Origin of the sequence: Arsenicicoccus sp. UBA2120 (assembly GCF_002330965.1) — a bacterium.
GTDB lineage: Bacteria > Actinomycetota > Actinomycetes > Actinomycetales > Dermatophilaceae > Arsenicicoccus > Arsenicicoccus bolidensis.
This window is the reverse complement of sequence record NZ_DCYC01000093.1, coordinates 23,044-41,324: the sequence shown is the minus strand read 5'-3', so window position 1 is coordinate 41,324 and position 18,281 is coordinate 23,044. Positions and strand designations below refer to the sequence as shown.

15 protein-coding genes and 1 pseudogene are annotated in these 18,281 nt (G+C 72.8%); 7 read left to right on the top strand and 9 right to left on the bottom strand.

Annotated elements, in window-relative coordinates:
- Positions 1 to 335 precede the first annotated feature (335 nt).
- Entirely contained in the window at positions 336 to 1,538 is a 1,203-nt protein-coding gene (locus tag B2P18_RS16150) for a bifunctional metallophosphatase/5'-nucleotidase (RefSeq protein WP_286961575.1), read from the top strand.
- A gap of 94 nt (positions 1,539 to 1,632) precedes the next feature.
- On the opposite strand, the gene B2P18_RS16145 is transcribed toward B2P18_RS16150, so the two are convergent.
- Both B2P18_RS16145 and B2P18_RS16140 read right to left on the bottom strand, forming a co-directional pair.
- Positions 1,633 to 3,216 carry a hypothetical protein gene (locus B2P18_RS16145; RefSeq protein ID WP_286961573.1) on the bottom strand — a complete coding sequence of 528 codons (1,584 nt, stop codon included), beginning with the start codon at positions 3,214 to 3,216 and terminating at the stop codon, positions 1,633 to 1,635.
- The gene (locus B2P18_RS16140; protein ID WP_313534743.1) at positions 3,213 to 4,067 is read right to left on the bottom strand and encodes an ABC transporter ATP-binding protein; all 855 of its coding nucleotides are present in this window, start codon (positions 4,065 to 4,067) and stop codon (positions 3,213 to 3,215) included. Before B2P18_RS16140 ends, B2P18_RS16145 begins: the two co-directional genes overlap by 4 nt.
- A gap of 143 nt (positions 4,068 to 4,210) precedes the next feature.
- Between B2P18_RS16140 and B2P18_RS16135 the strand changes: the two genes are divergently transcribed.
- Positions 4,211 to 4,858 (top strand): TetR/AcrR family transcriptional regulator, encoded by a 648-nt coding sequence (locus B2P18_RS16135; RefSeq protein WP_019284590.1) that lies wholly within the window; start codon positions 4,211 to 4,213, stop codon positions 4,856 to 4,858.
- 3 nt (positions 4,859 to 4,861) lie between these two features.
- Here the strand turns inward: B2P18_RS16135 and B2P18_RS16130 are convergent, their stop codons facing one another.
- Positions 4,862 to 5,356 carry a peptidase gene (locus B2P18_RS16130; RefSeq protein WP_286961570.1) on the bottom strand — a complete coding sequence of 165 codons (495 nt, stop codon included), beginning with the start codon at positions 5,354 to 5,356 and terminating at the stop codon, positions 4,862 to 4,864.
- Between the two features lie 75 nt (positions 5,357 to 5,431).
- On the opposite strand from B2P18_RS16130, the gene B2P18_RS16125 reads away from it, so the two are divergent.
- Both B2P18_RS16125 and B2P18_RS16120 read left to right on the top strand, forming a co-directional pair.
- Positions 5,432 to 6,547: a GNAT family N-acetyltransferase gene (locus B2P18_RS16125; RefSeq protein WP_286961569.1), complete on the top strand. Its 1,116-nt coding sequence runs from the start codon at positions 5,432 to 5,434 to the stop codon at positions 6,545 to 6,547.
- 5 nt (positions 6,548 to 6,552) lie between these two features.
- Positions 6,553 to 7,788, top strand: a complete 1,236-nt coding sequence (locus B2P18_RS16120) for a GNAT family N-acetyltransferase (RefSeq protein ID WP_286961568.1) — start codon at positions 6,553 to 6,555, stop codon at positions 7,786 to 7,788.
- Here B2P18_RS16120 and B2P18_RS16115 read toward each other — a convergent pair.
- The 5 genes and pseudogenes from B2P18_RS16115 to B2P18_RS16095 form a co-directional block, all read right to left on the bottom strand.
- On the bottom strand, positions 7,746 to 8,069 hold the full coding sequence (locus B2P18_RS16115; protein ID WP_349677493.1) for a GNAT family N-acetyltransferase: 324 nt from the start codon (positions 8,067 to 8,069) through the stop codon (positions 7,746 to 7,748). The two genes, B2P18_RS16120 and B2P18_RS16115, sit on opposite strands and share 43 nt — an antisense overlap.
- Before the next feature lie 174 nt (positions 8,070 to 8,243).
- Positions 8,244 to 8,651 (bottom strand): annotated as a pseudogene (locus B2P18_RS16110) (VOC family protein); the annotation flags it as partial.
- 81 nt (positions 8,652 to 8,732) lie between these two features.
- On the bottom strand, positions 8,733 to 9,509 hold the full coding sequence (locus B2P18_RS16105) for a class I SAM-dependent DNA methyltransferase (RefSeq protein ID WP_286961566.1): 777 nt from the start codon (positions 9,507 to 9,509) through the stop codon (positions 8,733 to 8,735).
- A 76-nt stretch (positions 9,510 to 9,585) separates the two neighbouring features.
- Positions 9,586 to 12,252, bottom strand: coding sequence for an AMP-binding protein (locus B2P18_RS16100; RefSeq protein WP_286961565.1), 2,667 nt, complete (start codon positions 12,250 to 12,252; stop codon positions 9,586 to 9,588).
- A gap of 123 nt (positions 12,253 to 12,375) precedes the next feature.
- The gene (locus tag B2P18_RS16095; RefSeq protein WP_286960381.1) at positions 12,376 to 13,356 is read right to left on the bottom strand and encodes a ribose-phosphate diphosphokinase; all 981 of its coding nucleotides are present in this window, start codon (positions 13,354 to 13,356) and stop codon (positions 12,376 to 12,378) included.
- A 118-nt stretch (positions 13,357 to 13,474) separates the two neighbouring features.
- Here B2P18_RS16095 and B2P18_RS16090 point away from each other — a divergent pair, with 118 nt between their 5' ends.
- Both B2P18_RS16090 and holA read left to right on the top strand, forming a co-directional pair.
- Positions 13,475 to 15,742 (top strand): ATP-dependent DNA helicase, encoded by a 2,268-nt coding sequence (locus B2P18_RS16090; RefSeq protein WP_286961563.1) that lies wholly within the window; start codon positions 13,475 to 13,477, stop codon positions 15,740 to 15,742.
- Positions 15,743 to 15,963: 221 nt separating this feature from the next.
- Positions 15,964 to 16,944: a DNA polymerase III subunit delta gene (holA, locus tag B2P18_RS16085; protein WP_239264544.1), complete on the top strand. Its 981-nt coding sequence runs from the start codon at positions 15,964 to 15,966 to the stop codon at positions 16,942 to 16,944.
- Positions 16,945 to 16,971: 27 nt separating this feature from the next.
- Here the strand turns inward: holA and B2P18_RS16080 are convergent, their stop codons facing one another.
- Complete coding sequence (locus tag B2P18_RS16080) at positions 16,972 to 17,556, bottom strand: dienelactone hydrolase family protein (protein WP_029212717.1); 585 nt, start codon at positions 17,554 to 17,556, stop codon at positions 16,972 to 16,974.
- A gap of 204 nt (positions 17,557 to 17,760) precedes the next feature.
- Between B2P18_RS16080 and rpsT the strand changes: the two genes are divergently transcribed.
- Entirely contained in the window at positions 17,761 to 18,024 is a 264-nt protein-coding gene (rpsT, locus tag B2P18_RS16075; protein WP_019284601.1) for a 30S ribosomal protein S20, read from the top strand.
- Positions 18,025 to 18,281: the final 257 nt, after the last annotated feature.

The window sequence follows — 18,281 nt, the reverse complement described above, 5'->3', positions numbered from 1 at the left end:
CATCGGTGGATCGAGGCTAAGTCGCAGAAACTGACCGTACGCGACCCACACAGACGCCGCCAGAACTCGGCGAGCCGCACCAATAACCTGCCGCTCCGTCCACGCCCGGAGGACCACTGCGGCGCGGTAGCGGTGTCCTCGCGCGGATCCACCTGGCCGGCTCATCGCCCACCGGTCGGCGTCACGAAGCGGGCCCCTTCAGACACTCAGCACCCGGCAACTGGTCGACGCCGCCAGAGAAGTCCTCCTCATCGGCCACTGACAGTTCTCAGAATCACGCCACCAACCGATGCGATCCACACAACCGCCACGTCGCCGGTCACAAGCCCGTCAAGGTGGGCATCCTCGGCCTCACCACGCCCGGGTCGGCGATCTGGGACAAGGCCAACGTCAACGGGCGCCTGCGGTTCGGCGACATGGTGACCGCGGCCAAGAAGTACGTCCCCGAGATGCGCCGCAAGGGGGCCGACGTCGTCGTCGTGCTGTCGCACTCGGGCGAGGGCGGGACGTCGTCATACGGCCCCGAGCTGCCGCCGGAGAACGTCTCCGACGTCATCGCTCGCGAGGTGCCCGGGATCGACGTGGTCGTGGCCGGGCACAGCCACCGGGACGTCCCCCAGAAGCGCATCGTCAACGAGGTCACCGGACGGGAGGTGCTGCTGACGCAGCCCTATCGCTGGGCGGCGTCCGTGTCGCAGGTCGACCTGCGGCTGGTCAAGGAGCGCGGCCGGTGGGCCGTGGCCTCCAGCGCCGCGACCTCCTTGCGCGGCAAGGACTTTGCGCCGAACCCCCGGGTCGTCAAGGCCGTCCAGCCCTATCACGACGCGACCGTCGCCTATGTGAACCAGGTCGTGGCGCGGTCCTCCCAGGAGCTGTCCGCGGTGGAGTCGCGCTACAAGGACACGGCGATCATCGACTTCATCCAGCAGGTCCAGACCGACGAGGTGCGACGCGGCCTGGCCGGGACGCCGCAGGCCGCGCTGCCCGTGCTGTCGATCGCCGCGCCGTTCAGCCGGACCGCGGTGTTCCCGCAGGGCGACGTGACGATCCGCGACATCGCGGGGCTCTACATCTACGACAACACCCTCGAGGCGGTCCAGCTGTCCGGGGCCCAGGTCAAGGCCTACCTCGAGCACTCCGCGGGGTACTTCGCGCCGGTGCCGGCCGGAGGCACCTTCGACCCCGCCACCATGACGGGGGCAGGTGGCACCCCCGACTACAACGACGACATCGTCTCCGGGGTCTCCTACGACATCGACCTGTCCCGGCCGGTGGGGTCGCGCATCACCGGGCTGCGCCGATCCGACGGCACCCCGGTCGCCGACACCGACCAGTTCGCCGTGGCTGTCAACAACTACCGACGCTCGGGCGGGGGGAACTTCCCGGGGATCTCGACCGCGCCGGTGATCTACAACCAGCAGAAGGAGATCCGACAGCTCCTGATCGACTGGGCCGCCGCCAAGGGCGTGATCGACCCCGCCGACTTCTTCGTCCCGAGCTGGCGCCTCACCGCGGGCGGCGTGCCGCTGGTGCCCTGAGCAGGAGAGAGGAGGGCCGACCCCTGGCAGCGCACAGCGGGTCGGCCCGTCTCCGGCGCGGGCCGGTCCGTCCTGGCCGCGGTCGGCGCACCCGTCAGCCGGCGCGCAGGTCCCGTCGCTGTCCGCCGGGGACCGTGGCGCCGAGGAGGAGCACGGCGAGCACGCCCAGCACTGCGAGGGCCAGGGCCGACGGCGGCCGAGCGGGCACGTCGCCGACGGCGTCGACCGGGGAGAGCGCGCGGGCCCCCTCCGGCAGGCGCAGCGAGTCGGCGAGCAGCCCAACGACGAGGATCCAGGCCACGAGGGCCCATGCGGCGGGGGTGGCAGCGGGGAGCCACGCGGCCAGCGCGAGGGAGCCCGCGACCACGACGACGACCGGCGCCGCGTAGGCGACGGCGAGCTCCAGCGCAGTGCGCAGGACGTGACCGTCACCGGTCACGTCCGCGCTCGACAGGCCGTAGGTCGCGAGTCCCGCCGCCAGCAGCGCGAGGGCCTGGCCGCACGCGACGACGGACCAGCCGCACCAGACGGCGAGGCGTGAGGCCCGACCTGCCAGGACGGCGCCCAGCCGTCCCTCGTCCTCCTCGGTCCTCAGGGCCATCGTCACGCCGATGCCCGCCAGGCAGGCCAGCCCGGCGTCGGAGACGCCCACGAGCGTCGTCACGAGGTCGGTGGCGTTCGAGATGCCGAGGCCCTCCATCAGCGCCGGGTTGTCGCGGATGAGCGAGGTCATCTCGTGGGCGAGGAACCCGAAGGAGCCGGACCACACCAGCGTCGCGACGAGCCAGCCGGTGAAGGACCGGCGGTTGAGCCGGAGCGGCCAGCCGAGCACCGTTGACGTGCGTGGTCGACCGTGCGGAGGGCCGGGGCGGGGGGCCACGACGCCGGAGTCGAGGTCGCGGTGCAGGCGGACGGTGACGGCGGCGGTGCCGAGCGCGAGCGCTGTCGCCAGGTAGGCCGCGGTCGGCCACCACGACGCCGAGCCACCCCAGGGCCGCGCCTCCGCCACCCAGCCGAGCGGGCTGATCCAGGTCGCCTCCAGCTGCAGGGCGTCCACGACGACGCGGCCGAGGAAGGCCGCCCCGAGCGTGCCGAGCCCCAGCATCGTGGCCGTGCGAGCGCCCTGGGCCAGCTCGGACGAGAGCAGTCCCACCGCGGCGAAGCAGATCATCATGGCGGTGAGCACGACGGCATACCGGATCGCCCCGGCCACCGGCAGGCCGAGGGCGCACAGCCCCGTCGCCACCCCGATCCCCACCCCCAGCAGCGGGAGGGCGTTCACGACGGCGCCGGCCAGCAGCGGGGCCAGGGAGCCGGCGCGATGGGCCGTGACGAGCTCCACGAGGCCGCTCTGCTCCTGGGTGCGCGTGTGCCGGACCGCCAGCAGCAGGGCGGCGACCGGCAGGAACAGCTGGCCGAGGAACCCGACCTCGTAGGCGCCGATCCCTCCCAGGGTGTGCAGGTCGTAGCCGCGGCCGTTGAACGCGGCGGTGGCGGTGGAGCGTCCGAGCGTGGCCGCATAGGTCGCCCGGTCCGAGGCCTCGGGATACAGGCTCACGGTGCCGGCGCAGGTCGCGACCACCAGGGCGGTGCAGGCGCCCCACCACAGCAGCAGGCGTCGCCAGCCCGTGCGCAGGAGGAGACGGATGATCCGGGTCGTGCCCTCGACGGCGGTCACGCCGGCACCTCGTCGTAGTGCTCCAGGAAGAGCTCCTCGAGCGACGGGGGACGCACGACCAGGCTGGCGGGCTCGTGCCGGGCGACCAGCGTGACGGCCGCCGGCATGGCGGCGTGGGTGGTGCTGAAGGTCGTGTGCGTCCCCCGGGACACGGGCCGCTCCACCACGTCGGTGACCCCTGGCACGCCGGACAGCGCCCGTATGCCGTGAGCGGTCGTCGTCTCGACGGTGGTGAGGGTGTTGGCGCGCAGGTCCTCCAGGGTGCCGGTGGAGACGGTGCGGCCTCGCCGGATGATCGTGACCCGGTCGCAGAGCGCCTCCACCTCGTCGAGGATGTGGCTGCTCAGCAGGACGGTCCGACCCTCGTCGGTGAGCTCGCGCACGACCTGCTGGAAGACCGCCTCCATCAGGGGATCGAGCCCCGACGTGGGCTCGTCCAGCACGAACAGGTCGGCGGTGCTGGACAGGGCGGCGACGAGGGCGACCTTCTGCCGGTTGCCCTTGGAGTAGGTGCGGGCGCGTCGGCGGGGGTCCAGCTCGAACCGGTCGACGAGCTTGTCGCGTCGGGCCCGGTCCTGCCCGCCCTGGAACCCCGCGATCAGGTCGATGCACTCGCCGCCGGTCAGCGAAGGCCACAGGGCCGTGTCGCCGGGGACGTAGGCGAGTCGGGGGTGGATGGTGCGGGCGTCGCGGACGGGGTGCCCGCCGAGCACCTCGAGCTCCCCGCCGTCCAGCCGCAGCTGGCCGAGGAGGGCTCGGATGGTCGTGGACTTGCCCGCCCCGTTGGGCCCCAGGAAGCCATGGACCTCTCCCGCCCGGACGCTCAGGTCGAGGCCGTCCAACGCTGTCACCCGGCCGAACCTTTTGTGGATCCCGCGGGCCAGGACAAATGGATAGTCAATGTCAAGTGACAGTCGCTGTCTCATAGTCCACCCTAGCGTTAGACTGACAGTCACTGTCAAGAGGTTGTCCTGCACCGATCCGGAGGTGAGACGTGAAGCAGCCCTCGCTGCGGGAGCGCAAGAAGATCGCGGCCATGCACACGATCCAGGAGGCGGCCGTGGACCTCTTCGAGCGCGACGGGTTCGACGCCGTCACGATCGACCAGGTCGCCGCCGAGGCGGACGTGTCGCCCAGCACCGTCTACCGCTACTTCGGCACCAAGGAGGGGCTGGTGCTCCACGACGAGCTCGACGACGGCGCGATAGAGCTGTTCATCACCCGGGTCGCGGCCGGCGAGGACCCCGCCGTCGCCATGCGGGCAACCCTGACCGAGGTCCTCGGCGAGCACTTCCACCCGGCCGACGAGGACCTGACCCGACGACGGACACTGCTGTGGATGGGCACCCCGGCGATCCGCCGAGCTGGGCTCGAGCTGTTCGACGACGTGGTGGAGCAGGTCGCCGTCGCCCTGAGCGAGGTGACGGACGCCGACCGGCAGCAGTCGCGCCTCGCCGTCAGCGTCACCCTCTGGCCGCTCATGGCGGCCATCCGCAACTGGCACGAGGACGGGGCGCAGGTCGACGGGTGGTTCGAGCACCTCCAACGGGCGCTCGCCGTGGCGCCCCAGACCATCCCGGGCTGGCCGGGGAGCTCCCCGTCCCCGTCCCCGACCCCACCGCCGGCCACGCCGCAGAGCTGACCGTCAGGTGAGGCCCTGCCGCGCGTCGTCCAAGCAGGTCGCGCGCTTGCCCCGCGGGGTGCCGATGCTGCGCAGGCAGGTGCAGCGGCGCCCGTCTCGGCCGGCGTCCCCGGCGAGCCGGGACCAGACGAAGCGTTCCATCTGCAGGTGCTCCCCGAAGTCCAGCTCCCCGCCGTCGACCAGGGGGGCGAGGTCGTGGGCGACCGTGATCCTGCACTCGCCCAAGGGGATCCGTTCGGCTAGGGCCGCCAGCCTCTCCTCGGTCCACTCGGTGCCCTCCCAGTCGACCTCGTCGACCGCCTCCGGCACCTCGACCCGACCCTCCAGGGTGCGGCGCGGCTCCTGCGTGGTGAACGCGAGGCTCTGGGCGCGGCAGCCCTCGCCGCCGAGGTAGGCGTGCAGGTGGCCGCCGAGGGTGGCGACCATGACCAGGGCGTCGTGCGTGACGGCGAACCGGGACGTGCCGCCGGGGTGGTCCACGGTCACGGCATACGGCATCTGCTGGAGTCCTCGGGGTCGACGGTGCGGTCATCGGGTGGGGGCCTGTCGGAGGCTACGGCTAACGTCGGGCTCATGGCCACCGCCCCGCCCCACCGTGCCGTCCCCGCAGGCGCTCCGACGACCGTCGAGACCCGGCGGCTGCGGCTGCGGCCACCGCGCATCGAGGACGCGGCCTTCCACCACGCGCTGCACTCCGACGAGCGCCTCTTTCGCTACGCGCCGTGGGCCGTCACGACCGACCGGACCGCCAACCTCGTGGGCCTGCAGACCTGGGTCGAGGCCTGGGAGACAGACGGATTCGGCTACTGGGTGGTCGAGGACCGCCCGTCGGGGCGCCTGCTCGGGATGGCGGGGGTGCGCCCCCTCCCGCACGACAAGGAGGGGGTCGCCAACCTCTACTACCGCTTCGCCCTGGAGTGCCACGGCCAGGGCCTGGGACGCGAGGCGGCGCGAGCGGTGACGGCCTGGGCCGCGGAATGGCTGCCGGGGTGGACGGTGCGGGCCGTGGCGCGCGACGACAACGCCGCGTCGGGGCGCACGGCGGCCTCGGCGGGGCTGCTGCGCGGCGATCCGCACGTGATCCCCGGCGATCCCGTCGAGCTGGGGCCGTCGCGGGCGTGGTGGCTGCCGCAGGTGCAGGTCGCCGGTGCTGACGAGCGCTCCGTGGGTGCTGGGCTGCGGGACCAGATGCTCGACCTGTGGTGCGCGGTCAACGTGGCCGGGGGAGCGGTGGGCTTCACCCGGGACGCACCGCGCGCGGCCGTGGCCGATCGGCTCGACGAGGCCCTGGAGCGCACCGACGACGACCGCCGGACCCTCGGGATCATGCGCGACCGCGGTGGGCGGCTGCTGGCCTTCGGCTGGTGGATCCGCAGCGATGACGGGCTGTTTCGTCATACGGCCACTCTGCAGAGGTTCATGGTCGACCCGGACGTGCGGGGTCGCAACCTCGGCCGGGTCGCTCTGGGTGGGCTCCACGCCGTGGCGCGGGCGCTGCCCGGGGTGGAGCAGGTCGATCTCGTCTATCGCAGCGGGCTGGGGCTCGGCCGGTTCTACGGATCGATGGGGTGGGTCGAGGTGGGGCGCGCGCCGCGGTCGATCTGGGTGAGTGCCGACGACCGCCGTGACAGCGTGTGGATGGCCAGGTCGGTGACCGGCGCACCGTTGGTGGCGGAGGGATCGTTGTGAGCCGTATGGCGATTCGCGCGGGACGCCTCGACGACCTGATGCACCTGCCCGCCCTGGACGCCTCTGGTGGCGTGCACTTCCGCGGCGCCGGGATGGACCTGGTGGCGGACATGCCTCCGGACCCGCCGGAGGCCTTCGAGCCGGCTCTGGCCGCGGGCACGCTGTGGGTGGCGGTGGACGAGGGTGACCTCCCGGTGGGTTTCGTGCGGGTCGAGCCGGTCGACGGCCGGCCGCACGTCGGTCAGCTCAGCGTCCACCCCGACCACGCCGGGCACGGGCTCGGGGCGCGGCTGCTCGAGACGGCCGAGGCGTGGGCCCGGACCGCGGGGCACGAGGACATGACACTGACCACCTATCGCGACGTGCCGTGGAACGGCCCGTACTACGAGCGGCTGGGGTGGCGGGTGCTGCCCGAGTCGTCGCACGGTCGGGGGCTGGCTGCTGCGCGGCAGCACGAGCGGAGCCTGGGCCTGGACCGATGGCCGCGTCAGGCGATGGTCAAGCACCTGACGCCGGGCCTGACACCCGGCCCGCGGGGGCGACCGGTCGTCACGACGGACCGGATCACCTTGCGCCCCATGACGATCGAGCACCTGCCCCTCCTGCACCGCCTGGACTCCGACCCGGAGGCAATGCGCCACCTGCTGGGGCGCGCGCGGACGCCGCAGGAGATCGACGACTTCTGGGGGCCGCGGTGCGCCGATACGAGCGGGGACACGCTGGGTCTGGGGTGGTGGGTCGGCTTCGGGACTGACGACTTCCTCGGCTGGTGGGACCTCGGTCGCAGCGACTCCGAGCCGGGCTCCGCCCCGCATCCGGACGCCGCGGAGATCGGGTGGCGGCTCGAGCGGCGTCACTGGCGCCAGGGCCTCGCGACCGAGGGGGCCCTGGCGCTGGTGCGCCACGGCTTCGAGACCGTCGGGCTGCGCCGGATCTGGGCCGAGACGATGGCCGTCAACACCGGGTCACGCGGGGTGATGCGCAGGCTCGGGATGCGGCACGTGAGCACCGAGGTCCGGACGTGGGACGAGCCGTTGCCGGGCGCGGAGGAGGGCGAGGTGACCCACGAGATCACCGCCGATGAGTGGCGCGCCCATCAGAGGAGCACTCACTGGGTATGGCAATGGTGGCCCGACTCCCCGCCTGACGAACGCCGCGACCGACACGGAGGGGCTCACCCGGAGCGCGGTGGCGAGCCTCAGTCGAGTGGGCGCTTGAGCCCGGCGTGGGTCGCGACGTAGCCGAGCCGCTCGTAGAAACGGTGGGCGTCCGCTCGCGAGAGATCGGTCGTGAGCTGAGCGAGCGACGCGCCACGCTCGTGGCCCCAGGCGTGGGCCCACGCGAACATCGCTGCGCCGAGGCCGGATCCACGCTCCGACGGGGAGACTCGGACGCCCTCGACCTGCAACCTGGTCGCGGCCGAGCGGGACAGCCCGGGCAGGAGGGTGAGCTGCATGGTGCCCACCACCTCGCCGCCTGCGTCGCGGACCACCACGAGCAGGTGCGACCGGTCGCTGTCGATGCGGTGGAACGCTGCGACATACGGCTCCGGGTCCTCGACCTCCCGCTCTGCTCCGAGGGGGTCGTCGCGCAGGAGGCCGACGATGGCCGGGACGTCGGCGAGCCCGGCCCGCTGGACCGTGAGGTCGCGGCCGTCGACGACGAGGTGGTCGAGGTCCTCGGTCGCAGGTTCGGCGACGAAGAGGCAGAAGGGGTGCCCCGCGGGATCGGCATAGACGTAGAGCGGCTCGTCGGGGTCGTCGGACCGGTCGAGGAGCAGGCGTGCACCGAGCGCCAGGGCGCGAGCGTGGTGCTCCTCCAGCGCTGCCAGGTCAGGGACGGTGAGGTCCAGGTGCAGCTGCATCGGGACGTCCGGCGCCGGCCACGTGGTCCGCTCGAGGTGCTCCACGTGCTGGAAGGCCAGCGTCCGCGTGCCGTCCGGCCGGGTCAGCACCAGCCAGTCTCCGTCGTCGGGCGCCGGGTCCCCCGGCGGCTCGTCGCCGGGCCGGTAGACCAGCCCGAGCAGCCGGCGGTAGAACTCCGCCAGGGCTCGGATGTCCACCGCGTCGAGCACGGTGTGCAGCACGGACGGGTTCTGACTCATGACCTGATTGTCCGTCGCGCCGATCGCGCGTGCACAGCTGCGCCCCGACGGGTCGCATCACGTCAGGTGGCCTGTCGGGGCTCATCGACCGTCGGCGGCCTTGCGATAGACCGAGACGTGGGACGTCGACGCGGAGGTGAACGGCGTGCCCTGCCAGTCGGCGTGGCGGGACTCCGGCTCGAAACCGGCGAGGCGGGCCATCAGGTCCAGCTCCGACGGCCAGACGTAGCGGTGCGGCGTGCGGCCGACCGTCGCCGAACGCCCCTCGCCGAAGGTGAAGTGGTGCGACACCAGGCGCTGCGTGGCGGTGTCGAGGGTGTCGACGAGGATGTAGCCGTCCTCCACCGCACCGATGATCGCGGGCAGGCCGGGCGCCATCTGCTGCAGCTGCGGCACCCACAGCTCGATCACGAACCTCCCACCCGGCCGCAGGTGGGCGGCGGCGTTGCGGAAGCACTCGACCTGCGCGTCCTGGGTCAGCAGGTTGCCGATGGTGTTGAAGACCAGGTAGACGAGCGAGAACTCGCCCGGGACGACGGTGCTCGCCATGTCGCCCTGCGTGACGGGGAGCTCCTCGGGGCTCGCCTTCTCGCGCAGCCGGTCGATCATCGGCCGGCTGATCTCGATGCCGCTCACCTCGATCCCGCGCCGCACCAGCGGTATGGCGACCCGCCCGGTCCCGACGGCGAGCTCCAGGGCGCGGCCGTTCTCGGCCAGCTCGGCGAGGCGGTCGACGGTGGGGCCGAGGACCTCGGGCGCCTCCATGCCGGTGCCCGGGGTGTCGTAGGTCGCTGCAGCGCGGGCGTCCCACAGCTCCTCCTGGGTCAGATGGTCCAGTGCTGTCACGTCATGGGGCATGGCGCCCAGCCTGCCCGGGCCCGAGGCGTGCCGGCCACTGGTTTGCGGGCGACTGCTTTGCGGGCGACAGCAGACGTCAGGTCGACGCGGCCGGTTCGCCGAAGAAGGTCCGCAGGTGCGCCGCGACCTCCTCGGCCCAGGGCTCGCGCAGCAGCGTGAAGTGGTCACCGCTGATCTCGACCTGGTGGTGCGGGCCGATGAGGTGCGGGGCCCACCGGGAGCGGGCGTCCTTCTCGGGGGACTGCGCCACGAGCACGAGGGTCTCGCCGGGCCACGGCTGGGAGCGATAGGCGCGCGCAAGCGCGTCGGACTGCAGGAAGAACCGCCACGCGTCCGTGGCCCCGGTGGTGTCGCGCAGCGAGGCGCGGACGAGGCGGACCAGCGAGCGGGCGCGTGCCGGGGCCGAGGTCCCTTCCTCGGGCTCGGGGTGGAGCGACGGCTCCGGCGGGAAGGAGTCGATGATCGCCAGCCGGGCGTCCTGCCCGACGGCGCGCAGCTGGTGGCACATCTCGAAGGCCACGAGCCCGCCGAAGCTGTGCCCCGCCAGCAGGTAGGGCCCCTCGGGCTGCACCCGCCGCACCACCTTGACGTAGCGCCGGGCGAGCTGGCGCAGGGTCAGGTCGGGCAGGCCGCGGGCCTCGAGCACGGGATTCTGGAGCGCGTATGCCGGCCGCCCGCCGAGTCGCAGGGCGATGGGTCGCAGCGCGATGCCGATGCCTCCCGCGCCGGCGAGGAGGAATACCGGACGCTCAGCAGGCCGGCACCCGGCGTCGTTTGCCGCGGCCTCGGCACCCTCAGCCGCACCGGCGGGGCCGGCGCCCGCTCCGGTCACGAGTGGGACCAGGCAGTGGTCGGGACCGGCCCCCGTGCCGCGGACCGCCTCGGCGAAGTCGGCGAGCACGGGAGCCTGCGCGAGGACGGTGGTGCGGGCCCGGTCGGGGTCGACGCCGAGCTCGGACACCAGCCGCGCCATGAGCGCCTCGGCGGCCAGCGAGTCCCCGCCCAGGGCGAAGAAGTCGGAGTCGGGCCGCAACGGGCCGTCGTGCTCCAGCGCGGCCGCCCACTGCTCGGCGACCAGCGCCTCCCAGCGGGAGGTGTGGGCCCCGGACAGCTCCCGCTCCGGTGCCTCGGGCAGGGCGGCGCGGTCGATCTTGCCGCGGTCGTTGCGGGGCAGCGCGCCAACGAGCACGAAGGCCTCGGGGATCATGTGGGCTGGCAGCTGTCCGCGCAGGGCCTGCCGCCACGCCGCCTCGAGCCCCGGGTCGGGCAGCTCCGCGCCGGGGAGCCCGGCACCGGTCGGGGGCGCCGGGAGACGGCGGTGGACGACATACGCCACCAGCCTGGTCCGACCGTCGCCCGGGCGCGGGCCGCTGACCACGACGGCCTCACGGACGTCGTCGAGCGTGAACAGCGCGGCGTCCACCTCGCCGGGGTCGACGAGGTAGCCGCGCACCTTGACGCTGTGGTCGGCCCGCCCCACGATCTGGATCGCGCCGTCGGGCAGGACGCGGCCGAGGTCGCTGGTGCGGTAGCGGCGCGTGCCGTCCGCGAGGTCCGCGAAGGCCTCGGCCGTGGCCTCGGGGAGCTGCCAGTAGCCGGTCGCGACCTGCGGCGCCGTGACGACGAGCCGACCCGTGGCCCAGGGTGCCGCCGGGGTGCCGTGCTCGTCCATGACGCTCAGCACGGTCCGGCCGACCCCGCGGCCGGCCGGGAGCGGGCCGTCCAGGGGCGGGTGCTCGGGGCCGACGACGTACTCGGCGATCAGGCCCGTCTCCGACGAGCCGTAGCGGTTGCGCACGAGGCAGCCGGCCGGCAGCAGCGGGCGCACCGCCTCGACGTCCCGGCCGTATGACGCCTCGCCGGCCACCGTGAGGCTGCGCAGCGTCGCGAGCATCGCCGGGTCGGGCGCGGTGGCGACGAAGCCGCGCAGGATCGCGGGGCTGGTGATCATGAGCGTGCAGCCGTGCTCGGCGATGACGGCGGGCAGACCGGCGATCCCGCGGCTGCGGGCGTCGTACAACCGCATCCGCGCTCCGACGAGCAGGCCGTGCAGGGTCGTGGTCAGGCCGGCGTGGAAGGCGATGGGCAGGGTGTGCGCGATGGTGTCGGCCGAGGAGTAGCAGCCGGTGGCGATCGAGCTGTTCCAGGCGTCGCGGACGAGCAGGCGGTGGTCGTTGGCGACGGGCTTGGGCGTGCCCGTGGACCCGGACGTGAAGGCGAGGGCTGCTACGGAGGTCGGTGACGGTGGGTCACCCCACAGGATCTGGGGATCGGCGGGTTCGAGGCCGCGGACCGAGAGGGGGACGACGTGCAGCTCGGACGCGAGTCGCTCGTTGGCCGGGTCGGTGACGAGCAGTCGTGCACCGGCGCGCTCGACCAGCTGGGCCTGGCGGGGGCCGGGCGTGCGGGGGTCCAGCACGAGCACCGGGTGCCCCGAGGCGACCACGGCCAGCAGCGTCACCACGGCATCGACGGTGTGGTCGCAGCACATGGCGACGGTCGCGGCGGCGCCGAAGGCGTCCTCGCCGTGACGTGCCGGGGGCGGGTCGAGCGCGTCGAGCGCCTGGCGGATCCCGCGCAGGACGCCGGCCGCCCTCGCAGCGACCTGGCCGTAGGTCAGGGACGTGTCCTCGTCGGACACGGCGACGGCGTCGGGTCGCGTCGATGTCACCCGCCGGAACCGTGGCAGCACCCCGTCGTCCACGTCGGACTCGGACAGCTCTGTCCAGACGCTCTCGCTCATTGATGCCCCCACCGATCCTGCGGCCTGATCGGTCTCAGGCCACCCCCAGGGTCACGGTACGTGTCGGTCGTGGGCCGCGTCACCAGGACACGAGCCAGACAGCCAGCGTCAGGAGGCCGGCTGTCAGGAGAAGTCGAGCCTCATCTGGGGCGGGGCGTACGCCGGGTCGACCCCGTCGAACAGGCTCGAGATCGAGGCCCCCGCGTGGATGCGGGCGATGGCCTCGGCGAACAGGTCAGCCGTCGAGCAGACCTTGAGCTCCGGCCAGCCCTGCGGCGACGGCACGGTGTCGGTGGTGACGACCTCGCTGATCATCGGGTGGCCCCGCAGCCGCTCGACGGCCCTGCCGGTGAACAGTCCGTGGGTGCAGGCCACGGCCGCCTGCTGGCACCCGACCTCCTGCAGCTTGTCGAGCAGCTCGACGATGGACCCGCCGGTCGCGATCTCGTCATCGAGGACGATCGCCGTCTTGCCGTCGACGTCACCGACGATCATGTCGATCTCGACCTTGTCGTCGCCCTTGCGCTGCTTGGACCCGGCCGCGACGGGCAGTCCCAGCAGCCGCGCCAGCAGGGAGGCGGTCTTGGCGTTGCCGAAGTCGGGGGAGACCACGACGTGGTTGCTCAGGTCCCGCTCGCGGAAGTGGTCGGCCAGCACACCGGTCGCCGTCAGGTGGTCGACCGGCACCGAGAAGAAGCCGTGCACCTGCGGCGCGTGCAAGGTCATGGTGAGGACGCGGTGGGCGCCGGCCGTCTGGATCAGGTCGGCCACCATGCGGCCGCCGAAGGAGATGCGCGAGGCGTCCTTCTTGTCCGACCGGGCGTAGGCGAAGTGGGGCATGACGGCGGTGATCGAGGCGGCGGAGGCGCCGCGGGCCGCGTCGATCATCAGCAGCAGCTCGAAGAGGTGCTCCTGGGTCGGCGGCACCAACGGCTGGATGAGGTAGACGTCCTTCTGCCGGCAGTTCTCCAGCAGCTGCACCTGCAGGCAGTCGTTGCTGAACCGGACGATGTCGACCCCCGACAACGGGACCCCCAGCTCGTCGCAGATCCGTCGGGCGAGCTCGGGGTGGGCGCTGCCGGAGAAGACCACGATGTCACGCACGAGGGGCACCTTCGAGGGGACGAGGGGAGCGGGCTGCGGCCAGCATATCGACGCCGCGCGGCCCCGGCGCGCCAACGCGTGGCGGGGGTCTGTCACACCGGTGCCATAGGGTTGCGGCGTGCCGCACCCAGACCTTGATCGCTACCTCGACGCTGCCGTCGGAGGGGTCGGTGGCAGCACCCGCCCCGGCCAGGTGCGGATGGCGCAGGCCGTGTCCGACGCGATCGACCGGGACGAGCACCTGCTGGTCCAGGCCGGCACGGGCACCGGCAAGTCCCTGGCCTATCTCGTGCCGAGCCTGCTGCACGCCCTGAGCAGCGACAAGCCGGTCGTGGTCGCCACCGCGACGCTGGCCCTGCAGGCCCAGATCGTCGACCGCGACCTGCCCCGCCTCGCCCAGGCGGTCACCCCGCTGGCGGGCAGGCGGCCGTCATACGCGCTGGTCAAGGGCCGTCGCAACTATGTCTGCCTGCACAAGCTCGACGGCGGTATGCCGGACGACGACGCGGACTCCCTGCTCGGTGTCGGCGCCGTCGACGCGGGCGTCGGACGCCTCGGGCAGGAGGTCCTGCGGCTGCGCAGCTGGGCCGAGCACACCGTCTCCGGCGACCGCGACGAGCTGGTGCCCGGCGTCAGCGAGCGGGCGTGGCGCCAGGTCAGCGTGAGTGCGCAGGAGTGCCTCGGCACCAAGTGCCCCCAGCGTGCGGAGTGCTTCGTGGAGCGGGCGCGCGAGGCCGCCAAGGACGTCGACGTGGTCGTGACCAACCACTCCTTCATGGCGATCGACGCCTTCGAGGGGCGGATGATGCTGCCCGAGCACGACGTCCTGGTCGTCGACGAGGCGCACGAGCTCGTGGACCGCGTCACGGCGACGGTCACCGACGAGCTGAGCGCCGGCATGATCGCCGCGGCCTCCCGCCGCTGCGGCAAGCTCGCCGACGCCTCGGCGCTCGCGGAGGCCGGCGACATCCTGAGCGAGGTCGTCGAGTCGCTCGAGGAGGGGCGTCTGACGGATCCGCCGCAGTCGTTGATCCAGGCGCTGTCCCGCGTGCGAGACACCGCCCGCTCGGTGCTGACGGAGCTCAAGCCTGACAAGGGTCAGGAGGACGGTCCGGACGCCGGTGCCCGCAAGGTGGCCCAGGCCGCCGTCGACGAGACCTTCGACACCGCCGAGCGGATCCTCGAGGGGCGCGAGCTCGACGTCGTGTGGCTGTCCAAGGACCCGCGGCGCGGGGGAGTGCTGCGCGTCGCGCCCATGAGCGTGGCGATGCTGCTGCGGGACAAGCTGTTCGGCGAGCGGACCGTCGTGATGACCTCCGCGACCCTGGAGCTCGGCGGCACGTTCGACGCGGTCGCGGGGACGCTGGGCCTGCGCGGCGACGGCGCGCCCGGCTACACCGGCCTCGACGTCGGCTCTCCCTTCGACTACCCCAAGCAGGCGATCGCGTATGTCGCCAAGCACCTGCCCCCACCCGGGCGGGACGGCACGGCGGACCAGACCCTCGACGAGATCGAGGCGCTCGTGCGGGCCTCGGGTGGCCGGGCGCTCGGGCTGTTCTCGTCCATGCGGGCCGCGCAGGCGGCGACCGAGGCGCTGCGCGAGCGGTTCGCGGCGGACGGCACCGACATCGAGGTCCTGTGCCAGGGCGAGGACCAGACCACTACTCTCGTGCGGCAGTTCGCGCGCGAGCCACGCGTCGCGCTGTTCGGCACCATGACGCTCTGGCAGGGCGTCGACGTGCCCGGCACGGCCTGCCAGGTCGTGATCATCGACCGCATCCCGTTCCCGCGCCCCGACGACCCGCTGGCGTCTGCCCGCACCCAGGCGATCGGGCGCATGGGCGGCAACGGCTTCATGGCCGTCTCGGCGACCCACGCCGCGCTGCGCCTCGCCCAGGGTGCCGGCCGGCTGATCCGGCGTGGCGACGACCGCGGGGTCGTGGCCTTCCTCGACTCGCGCATGATCACCGCGCGCTACGCCGGGTTCCTGCAGCGGTCGTTGCCGCCGTTCTGGCCCACGACCGACCGTGAGCTCGTCCTCAACGCCCTGCGACGCCTCGACGAGACCGCCGCGCCCGTCACCCCGGTGCACGAGCCGGCGCTGCGCTCCCTGACGGGCGAGGTCACCGAGGACGCCGTCTCGGCCACGCCGCGACCCTCCGCCACCGAGCCCCACCCCGCGCCGCCCTCCACCCGCACCGCCGTCACGAGCGGCCACCCGTGGACCGACGACGAGGACACCGAGCTGCGCGAGGGCGTCGACGCTGGCCTCTCCCTGGACGAGCTCGCCGATCACTTCGAGCTGGATCCCGAGGTGGTCGAGGCGCGGCTCGCGGCGCTCAAGCTCTCCCTGCAGCCCCAGGGCGGCTTCACCTTCGACGCGTGACCCGCGCGGCGCCGCGCGGCAGTGCGCAGGCACCTGACTCAGCCCCCTTGGCGAGGCCGTCTCATGCTGCAGGGCGAGACGCGTTCGGCAGGGCGAGATCGCGCGCTGGTGGCGAGGTCGTCTCGTGCTGCAGGGCGAGACGCGTTCGGTGAAGCGAGACGGCGGGGCGAGACGGTGGCGCGCCGGAGGGTCTGTCGGTGGGCCGTGGGAGGCTGTACGCCGTGACCGCAGCCCCCGCCTCGCGCATCCCGCCGCTCGTCCTCGTCGCCGGGCCCGAGGGGGTGCTCGCCGACCGGGCGCTGCGCTCGACCGTCGCCGAGATCAAGGGGCTGCACCCCGACCTCGAGACCGTCCCGCTGCAGGGCTCGGCCTACGAGGGCGGCGAGATCGCCATGCACGCCAGCCCGTCATTGTTCGGCAACGCCAAGGCCATCGTCGTGCGCGACCTGGACGAGGCGACCGACGAGCTGCAGACCGACCTGCTCGCCTACCTCGGGGCGGCGCCGGCCGACGACGTCTGGCTGATCGTGACGCACAAGGCCGGCAACCGCGGCAAGAAGGTCCTCGACGCGATCAAGAAGGCCGGTGCCCGGGTGATCGACTGCCCGGCCATCAAGTCCGACGCCGACAAGGCGAGCTTCGTCACCAACGAGTTCCGCACCGCACGCCGCAAGGCGACCCCGGATGCGGTGCGCGCGCTCGTCGAGGCCGTCGGAAAGGACGTGCGCGAGCTCGAGTCCGCCTGCTCCCAGCTCGTGCAGGACACCACCGGGACCATCGACGAGGGCGTGGTCTCGACCTACTACGCGGGGCGGGTGGAGGCGACGGGCTTCCGGGTGGCCGACGCGGCCATCGCGGGCAACGCCGCCGAGTCGCTACGCCTGCTGCGGCACGCCATCGCGGGGGGCGACAACCCCGTGCCGATCGTCGCCGTGCTCGCGATGAAGCTGCGCCAGCTCGTCAAGGTCGGCTCGGCCGGGCGGGGCCCGTCGGGACAGCTGGCGAGCTCGCTCGGCATGGCGCCCTGGCAGGTCGACAAGGCTCGCCGCGAGCTGTCGGGGTGGGAGGCCGAGGCGCTGGGCCGGTGCATCCAGGCGGTGGCGCAGGCGGACTACGACGTCAAGGGTGGCGGTCGCGACCCGGTGTATGCCGTGGAGCGGGCGATCCTCACCATCGCCCGGGAGCGTCACGGCGGCCGCTGAGGCGGGCTTCCCGGCATACGGCCAGGCTCAGTCGACCTCCTCCAGGAAGTCGATGACCCGCTGCATCATGAGCTCGGTGGCGGCGGCGTCGTACTCGTCCGGCAGGCCCTGGTCGTTGAACAGGTGCCCGGCGCCCTCGTAGGCGAAGTCCTCGACCTGCGCGCCGCCCGCCCGCAGGGACGCCAGAGCCTCCTCCGCCTCGTCGGGCTCGTAGAAGGGGTCCTCCGCCTTGTGGTGCACCTGCACGGGGCAGTCCGCGGGCCAGGTCTTGTCGCCGAACCACTTCGTGGCGGCCGCACCCCCGACGAGGATCGCGCCGCGAGCCTGCATCTGCAGGGCGACGTGCTCCGCCATGCCCGCGCCCATCGAGAAGCCGGCCACCACCATGCCCGGCGGGACGTCGTCCTTGGCGAGCTTGAGGGCGTGGCCGAGGACGACCTTGTCGTCGTGCTCCTGCGCCGCCTTCATCCCCTCCTCGTAGGTCTCGAAGGTGCGGCCGTCGAGGTAGTCGAGGATGCGCACGTCGTGCCCGACGGCACGCAGCCGGTCGGCGAAGTCGTAGATGCCGGCGCGGACGCCGAGGACGCTGGGGAAGAGGGCTACGGTGGCCATGGTTCGACCGTAGTCCGCCCGCCGCCGAGCGGCCAGGAGACGCCCCGAACTCTGGTAACGTTGGACTCTGCGTGCGCGCCTAGGTCGTGCGCGCAACGCAGCACCACCCAGCCACTCCTCATCCCACGGGTGCCCCACGCCCGGTCCCGAGGACGGCTGCCGCCCTCAACGGCAATGATCGACCTGACACACAGAAGGATTCTCGTGGCAAACATCAAGTCCCAGATCAAGCGGATCAAGACCAACCACGCTCGGACGGAGCGCAACAAGGCGTACAAGTCCGAGCTGCGCACCTTCATCCGCAAGTTCCGCGCTGCGGTGGAGTCCGGCAACGCCGAGGAGAGCGCCGTCGCCCTGCGCGACGCCTCCCGCAAGCTGGACAAGGCCGTCAGCAAGGGCGTGATCCACAAGAACCAGGCCGCTAACAAGAAGTCGGCCATGGCCAAGGCCGTCAGCAAGCTCGGCTGAGCCTGCGACACCCAGCCTTCGCAAGGGCCGTCACCTTCGGGTGACGGCCCTTCGGCATGCCTGGGGTGCGTATGACGCAGCGCGGGGTCTCGGGGTGCCGACCCCGTCTCGTGCTGCAGGGTGAGGCATCTGCGGCGGCGAGTCAGAGGGGGCGGGGTCTCGGGGTGCCGACCCCGTCTCGTGCTGCAGGGTGAGACATCTGCGGCTGGTCAGGAGGGGGCGTGGTCTCGGGGTGTCGACCCCGTCTCGTGCTGCAG